Below are 9,633 nucleotides of genomic sequence, written 5' to 3' on the forward strand. Positions count from 1 at the left end.
GATTAATATTAGTTATCTATTAATTATAATTATTTTAAACATTTATTTTTTATAAAAATGTATATTAATGCTTAAAAATATTTTAATTTATTTTAATTAGATATCTATTTTACAAAAAATAATCTTACACAGCCTATTAAAAATAATAATAAAAAAGATAATTATAAGTTAATTCAATATTAGTCATATGTATTAACTAAAAATATTTTTTATACAATTTTTAAAATATTATAATATTATATGTTTTATAAAATACTTAAACTTTAGGAAAAAATAAAATTATATTTTTTTATCTTTGATTTGATTTAAAATAGCTTTATTCATTGCAATTGCAAATTGTTCTTTGTCACTACTTGATAAAGTAGAAGTATATGGTTTTGATATTAAACTAAGAGCAAAAGGAGAAGGAATTAATGTATTAATTGTTTTAAGTTCTATTTGTCCATTTTTAATCTTGCTTAAAATTGATTTAGCATTACTATAATCCATGTAATCTTCAATTGTTTCTCTTTGAGCTTCCTTTAAGATTGGAAATTCATCATCCATATCATTAATAAACTTTAATAAAATCTTACTTCTAACTTGTTGCATTCCAACAGGCTTTTTTTCTCCTTTATAATTTCTTAAGGTCATTAATGATCTTCCAGCACAATGTCGAAATCTAGTTGCTAAAATTTCAGTGTTTTTAACAGCTTTAATTAAAATATCCCATAAATTATCAGCATTAATTGTTTTAAATGCTTCAATCCCATATAGTTTTCCATCAGAGCTTAAATAAAATCCATTATCATTAACCAATATATTAACATCAGAGTTATACTTTTTTTCTACGATATATGCAGTTGCTCTTGCCAATGCTTCATTTGTCTTTTTTCCAAAAAGAGTATGAAATATTGCAAAGTTGGTTTTTCCAAAACCTTTGTAGTATTCAATTAAAATCTTTTTATTTGAGGGTATTTGAGCATAAAGATATTGTTGTCTAAAGTATTCATATATAATTAAAGATTCATCTTCATTGATGTATAAATATTTTTTTAAAAAAGAAATTATCTCTTCCTTGCTCCTTTTAGCTTGAAATTTACCTTCTAAAATAGCTCTAAGCCTTTGAATATCCCAAGCTAGAGAAAAAGAAAGTGGAAGTTTTTCAGAGTACCAAGAAGGAATTGTAGGAGGTCCATGAGCAGGAGAAACATTTATTGTCATTCCTTTTCCATAGTTAAACCTATATATTCTACCACCAAGGGTAAAAGTGTCTCCTTTTTTAAGATTTTCCATAAAATCCTCTTCAACTTTTCCTATTACCTCACCATCACATTTAACTAAAACACCAGAAGTATCAGGAATTGTTCCAATGTTAGTTGAATAAAACATTCGTGCTAACTTTCCTTTTTTTCCAAAAATATTTTTATCATAATCTATCCAAATTTTTGGATAAACTGATCTTTCCTCAAGTTCTTGATATTCTCCAGATAAATAGCTTAAAACATCGTCATAATCATCTTTTTCAAGGTTTTCAAAAGAATAGCTTTTTTTAATTACATCAAAAGCATAGTCAATATCCCAAGGATTTTCTATAGCCATTCCATATATGTGCTGGGCTAAAACATCTAAAGGATTTTTTATTATTGATAACTTATCAATTTTTCCCTCTTTAGCATTTTTTAAAATTAAAGAACACTCAACTAGCTCATCTCTAGATGTTACCATTATTCTTCCATTTGAAATTTCATTTAACTGATGTCCACTTCTTCCAATTCTCTGTAATGCTCTTGAAACAGATTTAGGTGAGTTGATTAAAATAACCAAATCAATATATCCAATATCAATACCTAATTCAAGAGATGTAGATGAAACAATGGCTTTTAATCTACCATTTCTTAAATTTTCTTCACTAAGAAGTCTTAATTCCTTTGAAATAGCTGAATGATGAGCCATTATATTCTTGGAATTGTAATTATCTGGAAATTGCTTTTTAAGGTTGTAAATAATTCTTTCTGTTGCACTGCGAGTGTTTGAAAAAATTAAAGTGGTTCTATGATTCATAATCAATTCATTTAATGTAATGTAAAAATCTTGAGAATATTCTCTATTTTCAAATAGTAATTTATCCTTGTTTAAAGAAATAAGTTCAATATCAAGTTTTTTTAGATAATTAACATCTATAATTAAACAGTCCCTGTCCACACCATACTCATTTCCAACTAAAAATTTTCCAATATCTTCAAGTGGAGAAACTGTTGCAGAAAGACCAATTCGTGTAAATCCACCTATTAAATGTTGGAGACGTTCAAGAGACAAAGATAAATGACTTCCACGCTTATTATCTGCAAGAGCATGTATTTCATCCACAACTACATACTTCACATGAGACAATTTCTCTCTAAACTTTGGTGCAACTAAAAGAATAGACAAAGTTTCTGGAGTGGTTATTAAAATATGAGGTGGATTTTTTAACATCTTAGATCGCTCATATTGGGAAGTATCACCTGTCCTAACAGCTTTTCGAATTAATAAATTTTTACCAGCTATTTTTTCAATTCCTTTAAGTGGCTCTTCTAAATTCCTGTTGATGTCATTGTCTAATGCTTTAAGAGGGGATATATAAATACAATAGACCTTATCTTCCAATTTTTCAGCTTCTGCAAGGTAAGTTAAATGATTAATAATCCCTAAAAAAGCAGATAATGTTTTACCTGATCCTGTTGGTGAAGATATAAGTATGTTGTTTCCTTTAATTATATCTACAATTGCTCCCTTCTGAGCTGGTGTAAAATCATCAAACTTTGATTTAAACCATTCCAAAACCCATGGATGAAGATGAGAATATATTTTTTCCTTAGAATAAGATTTTGTCTGCTTTTTAATCATAAAAACACATAAAATAATTTAAATTTAGATAATAAAAATTAAATAAAAATTTTAAGACGATTAAATTCATATATCAAATATTAAAATAATAGATATTTGGTTAATATATATTTAAGTTAGTAGAAATTTAAACTAATTAAATATTTAATATGTAAAATTATTTATAATCTTCCAATGCAAAAATAAAAAAATGATTTAAATTTAATATTATAATTATTTGATTTAAAAACATGAAATATTTAATTATAAAATATATAACATTGATAAAAAGAGAGGGATTTTTCATGACTACAAAAAGATACCACTAAAAAAAACATATCAAAACAAGTTCAAGAAAAGGACTTAATAGGATTTAAAATTAAAATTAAAATTAAAATTAGAATTAAAATTAGAGCTGGACTATGGAAAGTTAAATGTTGAAGAAGTTGCAGAAGAATTTGAAATGACAACTGAAAAACTTATTAAAGAAATTGAAGGAGGCATAAAAAAGATTGAAAATGGTGATAGTGTAGCACTTACTACTGAAGAACTTGCATCAAAATTAGGAGTAGATAATTATTATAAAGGAATGTAAGATCACTTATTCTAAAATGGCAATTAGATCTATAAAAAAATTACCAAAAGATGAAATTTCTATTTTGTTAGAATCTATTGATGAAATTCAAATAAGTCCCAATGATTCTAAAATATTAAAAGGAAAACTTCAGGGATGTATACGAAAAAGAAAGGATCCTTTTAGAATTGTTTTTAAAATAAATAAAATTATATGGTAAGATTAGTTGATAATATGAAATATTTATTCATCAATGAAAGTGGGGACTTGGAAATAAAAGGTTCAAAATACATTGTAATTTCTGCAATTTTAGTAGAAAACACCAATGAATTAAACAGAGTCATAAAAAACATGGAAAGAAACAAATTTAAAAAAGAGTTAAAAAATATTAATGATGCATTTTAATATATTAACTTCCATATTTTTCTATTCTACATTTAACCTCTTTATTTTTAATAGTTATTCCTACTAAAATAAGTTTTTTATCTTGGTATGGTTTATAATAATCTTTATTTATAATTTGATTAATAGCTTCGTCTAATAATTTATCCATTGATTTAGTTTTGCTAAATTTTAGCTCTAAAATAATAGCTATATTTTCTTTTACTAAAACCGCATCTAATCTTCCTTTTAATTGGATGATTTCACCTTGTATATCAAATCCTATGATTTTCATCCAAGATAAAAATAATATATGATAAAAAGACTCTAAATCATTTAGTCTGCTGTGTAAACTATAATTAATATTACTAAATAAAATTTCTAAAGATTGTTGAAATCCATCTTCATTGAGATTTATTAGTTGATTAAACATAGATTTAGACAAGAAGTAAATGTCTTCTGAAGATTTATTAGTATAATTCCCTAAAACATATGTAAAAAAAGATTCCTTAACTTCTTTATTTGGAAAATCAAGATTATAGATAGGTAACTCACCAGGGGATAGTTTTTTATCTTTAATTGTGAGATAACCACTTTGTAGAAGAATAGTTTTTAAATCGAAATTATTAATGTCAAAACTTGGATAAGTTCCAGAAAGAGTTAAATTATTGTTAAATAAAAGATTTACATTATTATCTAGTTTAATAATGTCCATTAAAAAACTTGGAGTTCCTGTTTCAAACCAATAGGTATTAAATGTATTGTAATGGAAAAATGATAAAATTGAGAAAGGATTATATAAAAAATTCTCACCATCCCAAGAATAACCATCATACCAGTCTTTAATATAATCAATTAGTTGATTTTCTAATAAATTATAATTTTTTCCACTATTTATTATATTATTTTTAAAATTTTTTTCTAATTCTGTATGTGTGTATCCACAAATTTTTGAGCATATTGGATCCATAGTTAAATCTACTAAGTTATTTAAATCAGAGAAAATTGACACTTTTGTAAATTTAGTCACTCCTGTAATAAAAACAAATTCTAATTTACTGTCAGCACCTTTTAAAGCAGCATAAAAATCTTTTAATCCATCTCTAATATCTTCAGATAATTTTTTATCTGAGATATTGTTTATTATTGGTTTATCATATTCATCAATTAATACCACAACATTTTTTCCAAAAGATTTTGAAACTTCCTCAATTAGTTCTGTAAATTTATCATTTGAGTAGCTCCCTTGAAGAGTAATATTAAAATTTTTAGCTATTCTATCTAAATAAAAGTTTAAGGAAATCTCTAATGTTTCCTTGTTGTTAGATTTTAATTTAGACAAATCCAAATGAATAACTGGATATGATATAGTCCAATCCCATTTATCATAAATATAAAGACCTTTAAATAATTCTTTATTAGCTTCAAAGAGTTCTTTTAAAGTATTAACCAATAATGACTTTCCAAATCTTCTAGGGCGAGATAAAAAATAATATTTTCTTTTTAAACCAATAAACTTTTCAATAATTTCTGTTTTATCAACATATATTTTGTTATTCTCTATAATATCATTTAGTGTAGCTATTCCCAATGATAATTCATCTTTTTCAATCATTTAAATCCCTTAATTTATATAATAATTTTAAAAAAAAAATTTAAAAAAGTTTAAAAAATAAAGCATTTAAAAAATTATATGTTTTTATTATATAATAATTTAATTTATGTTAAAAGTATTATAAATATATATTCAAATTCAATTAAAAAAAATAGAGTTTTTTTAGAAAAAATCATTTTTTCATTAATAAAAATTTGCTACATCTACATTCAAGCTTTTAAAAAAAAGCTTGACCAAAATGGTTTTCCAATTAATAAATTTATTAAGCAAACATTTTAGACTTAATGTATGAATATTAATTTTAAAAATATATTTAAGACTAATTTAGAATTAAATAGAAAAATAATTAATATGCAATGATAAATATGTTCTTATCTAATTTTTTAACTAAAGGAGATGTTGACATTTCAAAGAAAAAATAAAAGTTAAAGATACTGAAATTACTTTAATTTCCCAAGAGACAGATGACTATTTATCTATCACAGACATTGCAAAATATAAATCAGACGATGCAAATGCAGTAATTGGAAATTGGATGAGAAATCTAAATACACTAGAATTTTTAGGAATTTGGGAAAGTTTATATAATACCAATTTTAAACCCCTCGAATTCAAGGGGTTTAGAAAGCAATCAGGATTAAATGTATTTACATTATCTCCCAAAAAATGGATAGATAAAACAAGTGCAATAGGCATAATTTCAAAATCTGGTCGATATGGAGGAACATATCCCCATAAAGACATTGCATTTAAATTTGCAAGTTGAATATCTGTAGAATTTGAATTATATGTTGTTAAAGAATTTCAAAGGCTTAAAAATAATGAGTTAAAATCCAAAGAATGGAATCTTCAAAGAATGCTTTCTAAAATTAATTATACAATCCACACAGATGCAATTAAAAAAATAATTATTCCAAAGATTATAACATCCGAACAATCAAATTTTATTTATGCAAACGAAGCAGATTTATTAAATGTAGCTCTTTTTGGCAAAACCGCAACTCAATGGAGAAAAGAAAATCCAAATAAAAAAGGAAATATTCGTGATTATTCTACATTAGAACAATTGGTTGTGTTATCTAACTTAGAAAGCATTAATGCATTATTGACTCATCAAGAACTCCCACAAGAAATAAGAATAAAAGAGTTGAATAATGTAGCAATAAGCCAAATGTCGTCGCTTATTAAAAATAAACAAATAAAAAGATTAAGATAATTCATTAAAAATTAAAATTTTAACCAAATCAACAAAACATTTGTTTGGAGTAAGCCTTTTTTGAATTCTTGTGTATTTTCTAATTCAATAGCTATTTTCCTATTTTATTATCTAGAATTCTTAAAAAATTAGCTATTTTTTCTTTAATGTGGTATAAATTTTCAATTCTCTTGATAAAAAGAATTTTAGATATCTAATAGTATTTTATTGCTACTTTTTGGATAATAATGTTAGATAATTCTCAGTATTTAAAGCCATCTTTAAAAAAAGAATATGAAACATATCCTAAAACTTAAATTTCAAAAAAACTTTTCAAAAATTCATACTATCAAATTTAAGAAAATTATTTATATTTTAAACTATATATTTAATTAAGGTGATATTATGAATCGTAAACAGTTAGCTATCGACTTTGCAGAATCTTTAAAACATCCAGAGATTGAAAAAATAATTTTATATGGTTCTGTGGCTCGTGGTGAGGATAGTAAATATTCTGATATTGATATTTTAATTATTACAAATAATGAGTCAGCTAAAAAGAAAATTAAAGATGATATTCACACTAAAACATTTAATATTCTTTTAAAAACTGGTGAATTCATATCAACTAAGATTAAATCTTCAGATTATTGTAAAAAATTTAAAGATTTTTCTTATTTTATTAATGTAAATAGGGAAGGTATTGTATTAAATTAACTTTAAACAGTGATTTTTATGAAAGAAGAAGTGAAATTACTTTTTGATAATGCTTTTAAATCATTAGAAGTTTCTAAATACAATATTGATGGAGGATATTACAATACCTCCATTAATCGTTCTTATTATGCATGTTTTTATGTTGCAAAAGCATTATTGATCGAAAGAGGGTTCATTACAAAAACACACAGTGGAACAATTAGTTGTTTTGGTAGAATACTAGTTGTTAATGAAAATTTCGATTCTAAAATAGCCAAAACTTTAAAAGAACTTTTTGAAGAAAGAGAAGATGCAGATTATACACTTAAAATAAGTTTTTCAAAAGAGGATACTTTAGAATTTTTAAATGATGCAAAAATTTTTGTTGAAGAATGTATGAAATTTTCTGTAAAGTTAAGATAGAAAATATCTCATATTCTAATCAAATGAAGATTTGTTGAAGTAGACCTTTTTTAAATTCTTTTGTATTTTCTAATTCAATAGCTATTTTATCTAGATTATTATCTTAATTTCAAGTTTTAAATTATACTCATAATATACTTTCATAACTCTCTAATAAAAAAGTTGTCATAGTTCCAGCCAAATTCACAGCAAGTTCAGCATAAATAGAAGAAGGTTTAGGTTGTGATGTACTTTTTCCATGAGAATCACCAAGTTCATTTCTTAAAGCACCTACCCCAACAACAATAGAAGTACAACCTCCTAAAATCTGCTTTAATATTTGCTCAGAGTGTTGAGTAGGAGATAAATTTAGTTTATTTGCAGTTAATTTATATAATTTTGGTAAATCATGACTACTTTTATGTTCTTCACCCAAATTATCCAAGATGAACTTACATGTTGTTTCAACCAATGTTCGAGACATTGTTATTGCACCATCAGGATCAGTGTTCTTTCTTTCCAATGCCTTATCCCATTCAGAAACAATGTACTCATCAAATTTATCGATTTTAGTTCTAATTCCATCGTCAAAGTCTTTTTTCCTAGTATAAGGTAATGATTCAGCATATTCCAGTACTTTTTCAAACGATTCATTAATAAAGTTCCTTCTTTCAGCATAAGAAGGATATTTAGGTTTGATAAAATCCCAGAATTGTTTAGGTGATCTTTTATTTTTAACAAAATAAGGCAATAACTCATTTATTTCAGAAAATGATAAAATTTCTTTTCTTAATTTTTCATAACCTTCATCATCATTATAACTATCACTATCTCCAGTAGCAATACCAATTAATAAACTTTGAAAATCATCTATTTTAATAAATAATTCTTCCATCAAATAAAATCCCTCAATAAAATTTAATACTCAGTAGTTCGTAAAGCGTTTTTGCATTTTTGTTTTTTTATGTGTTTTTTGGGCTCTGTAAAATAGTTGCCTCCTGAAATTTTAGTATAGTGTATTGTAAAATTATTTTATAATAACTTTTTCCTTTTCCATATATTCATAATCACATTATCTATCCATCATTTTTATTTCATAAACATCAGAAACATTAAGCAATAAATGTTAAATTTTAAATCTTTTTTATCATTCATATTTACCGCTAATTTAACAAAACATTTGTTGTAGCAATCCTTTTTTAAATTCTTTTGTATTTTCTAATTCAATAGCTATTTTATCTATTTTATTATCTATTTCTGTTAGAAAATTAGCTATTATGTCTTGTTCTTCCTTCGTAGGAGTATTGATAATTATATCATTGACAATTTTTGAATTTAAGTTTCCTTGAGTTCCTGTTTCAGTTAATCTATGAATATATTTTTTATAATCAAGCAAATAATAATAAATATATTCAATATTTATATTATTTTTTAAAATGATTCCGAAAATAGCTTGACTTGTTGACATAGGAGTTTTATTAATTGCAACAAATCCCACAGATGCATAAATGGAATATAATAAACTATTTTCAGGAACAATCCATGCAGAAGAATTATTTAATCCTTCTTTAGTAATCGTTTTTGTAGTATTTGAAATATATTTTCCTTGAGATGTCATGTCTGCAATACTTAGAAAAGGAATGTCCCCATTATAATATTCATCTTCAGTAGATTTAGGAGTTCCACCAGCTTTACCAACAACAAAAATATCACTTAACTTCATTTTTTCCCAATCAGGATAATTTTCACCATTCGCATTTTTAAATCTTAATTTCTGTGCGAATAGTTGTTCCATGCAAAACTTCTTAAAATCCTTAAAAATATCTAATTTCTTTTCTAAAAGGTTTACTTTTCTATCAAGTGTTGTTAGAAAATCAGCTATTTTGAATTGTTCATTCATGGAGGTAAAATTTATTTTCATTA

The 9,633-nt window shown here is 24.5% G+C and carries 11 protein-coding genes; 7 read left to right on the forward strand and 4 right to left on the reverse strand.

What is annotated here, in order from left to right:
• Nucleotides 1-279 precede the first annotated feature (279 nt).
• Nucleotides 280-2,868 (reverse strand): ATP-dependent helicase, encoded by a 2,589-nt coding sequence (locus MBCUR_RS09200; protein WP_067092611.1) that lies wholly within the window; start codon nt 2,866-2,868, stop codon nt 280-282.
• 442 nt (nt 2,869-3,310) lie between these two features.
• Here MBCUR_RS09200 and MBCUR_RS10970 point away from each other — a divergent pair, with 442 nt between their 5' ends.
• Genes MBCUR_RS10970 through MBCUR_RS10465 form a run of 3 tightly spaced genes read left to right on the forward strand, consistent with a single transcriptional unit; the run spans nt 3,311 to nt 3,826 of the window.
• Nucleotides 3,311-3,442 carry a hypothetical protein gene (locus tag MBCUR_RS10970; RefSeq protein ID WP_281190584.1) on the forward strand — a complete coding sequence of 44 codons (132 nt, stop codon included), beginning with the start codon at nt 3,311-3,313 and terminating at the stop codon, nt 3,440-3,442.
• Between the two features lie 16 nt (nt 3,443-3,458).
• Nucleotides 3,459-3,641 carry a type II toxin-antitoxin system RelE family toxin gene (locus MBCUR_RS09205; protein WP_067092612.1) on the forward strand — a complete coding sequence of 61 codons (183 nt, stop codon included), beginning with the start codon at nt 3,459-3,461 and terminating at the stop codon, nt 3,639-3,641.
• A 14-nt stretch (nt 3,642-3,655) separates the two neighbouring features.
• Nucleotides 3,656-3,826 carry a hypothetical protein gene (locus tag MBCUR_RS10465; RefSeq protein ID WP_157077731.1) on the forward strand — a complete coding sequence of 57 codons (171 nt, stop codon included), beginning with the start codon at nt 3,656-3,658 and terminating at the stop codon, nt 3,824-3,826.
• A gap of 4 nt (nt 3,827-3,830) precedes the next feature.
• Here the strand turns inward: MBCUR_RS10465 and MBCUR_RS09210 are convergent, their stop codons facing one another.
• On the reverse strand, nt 3,831-5,417 hold the full coding sequence (locus MBCUR_RS09210; RefSeq protein WP_067092613.1) for an ATP-binding protein: 1,587 nt from the start codon (nt 5,415-5,417) through the stop codon (nt 3,831-3,833).
• 418 nt (nt 5,418-5,835) lie between these two features.
• Between MBCUR_RS09210 and MBCUR_RS10700 the strand changes: the two genes are divergently transcribed.
• The 4 genes from MBCUR_RS10700 to MBCUR_RS09230 all read left to right on the forward strand — a co-directional run bounded on the left by MBCUR_RS10700 (nt 5,836) and on the right by MBCUR_RS09230 (nt 7,731).
• Nucleotides 5,836-6,183, forward strand: a complete 348-nt coding sequence (locus MBCUR_RS10700) for a KilA-N domain-containing protein (RefSeq protein WP_211265147.1) — start codon at nt 5,836-5,838, stop codon at nt 6,181-6,183.
• 90 nt (nt 6,184-6,273) lie between these two features.
• Nucleotides 6,274-6,633, forward strand: a complete 360-nt coding sequence (locus tag MBCUR_RS10705) for a hypothetical protein (RefSeq protein ID WP_211265145.1) — start codon at nt 6,274-6,276, stop codon at nt 6,631-6,633.
• Between the two features lie 384 nt (nt 6,634-7,017).
• On the forward strand, nt 7,018-7,329 hold the full coding sequence (locus tag MBCUR_RS09225; RefSeq protein WP_084269684.1) for a nucleotidyltransferase domain-containing protein: 312 nt from the start codon (nt 7,018-7,020) through the stop codon (nt 7,327-7,329).
• 18 nt (nt 7,330-7,347) lie between these two features.
• Nucleotides 7,348-7,731: a HEPN domain-containing protein gene (locus tag MBCUR_RS09230; RefSeq protein WP_067092617.1), complete on the forward strand. Its 384-nt coding sequence runs from the start codon at nt 7,348-7,350 to the stop codon at nt 7,729-7,731.
• Nucleotides 7,732-7,858: 127 nt separating this feature from the next.
• On the opposite strand, the gene MBCUR_RS09235 is transcribed toward MBCUR_RS09230, so the two are convergent.
• Complete coding sequence (locus tag MBCUR_RS09235; RefSeq protein ID WP_067092619.1) at nt 7,859-8,605, reverse strand: abortive infection family protein; 747 nt, start codon at nt 8,603-8,605, stop codon at nt 7,859-7,861.
• A 273-nt stretch (nt 8,606-8,878) separates the two neighbouring features.
• Nucleotides 8,879-9,633: restriction endonuclease subunit S (locus MBCUR_RS09240; RefSeq protein ID WP_211265146.1), on the reverse strand; the 755-nt coding region annotated here is incomplete at its 5' end.

Source organism: Methanobrevibacter curvatus (assembly GCF_001639295.1).
Lineage (GTDB): Archaea > Methanobacteriota > Methanobacteria > Methanobacteriales > Methanobacteriaceae > Methanoflexus > Methanoflexus curvatus.

Excerpts from the sequence above, each read along its gene's own strand:
- MBCUR_RS09200 (WP_067092611.1), bottom strand. The coding sequence starts at position 2,868 with ATGATTAAAAAGCAGACAAAATCTTATTCTAAGGAAAAAATATATTCT.
- MBCUR_RS10970 (WP_281190584.1), top strand. The coding sequence starts at position 3,311 with ATGACAACTGAAAAACTTATTAAAGAAATTGAAGGAGGCATAAAAAAG.
- MBCUR_RS09205 (WP_067092612.1), top strand. The coding sequence starts at position 3,459 with ATGGCAATTAGATCTATAAAAAAATTACCAAAAGATGAAATTTCTATT.
- MBCUR_RS10465 (WP_157077731.1), top strand. The coding sequence starts at position 3,656 with ATGAAATATTTATTCATCAATGAAAGTGGGGACTTGGAAATAAAAGGT.
- MBCUR_RS09210 (WP_067092613.1), bottom strand. The coding sequence starts at position 5,417 with ATGATTGAAAAAGATGAATTATCATTGGGAATAGCTACACTAAATGAT.
- MBCUR_RS10705 (WP_211265145.1), top strand. The coding sequence starts at position 6,274 with ATGCTTTCTAAAATTAATTATACAATCCACACAGATGCAATTAAAAAA.
- MBCUR_RS09225 (WP_084269684.1), top strand. The coding sequence starts at position 7,018 with ATGAATCGTAAACAGTTAGCTATCGACTTTGCAGAATCTTTAAAACAT.
- MBCUR_RS09230 (WP_067092617.1), top strand. The coding sequence starts at position 7,348 with ATGAAAGAAGAAGTGAAATTACTTTTTGATAATGCTTTTAAATCATTA.
- MBCUR_RS09235 (WP_067092619.1), bottom strand. The coding sequence starts at position 8,605 with ATGGAAGAATTATTTATTAAAATAGATGATTTTCAAAGTTTATTAATT.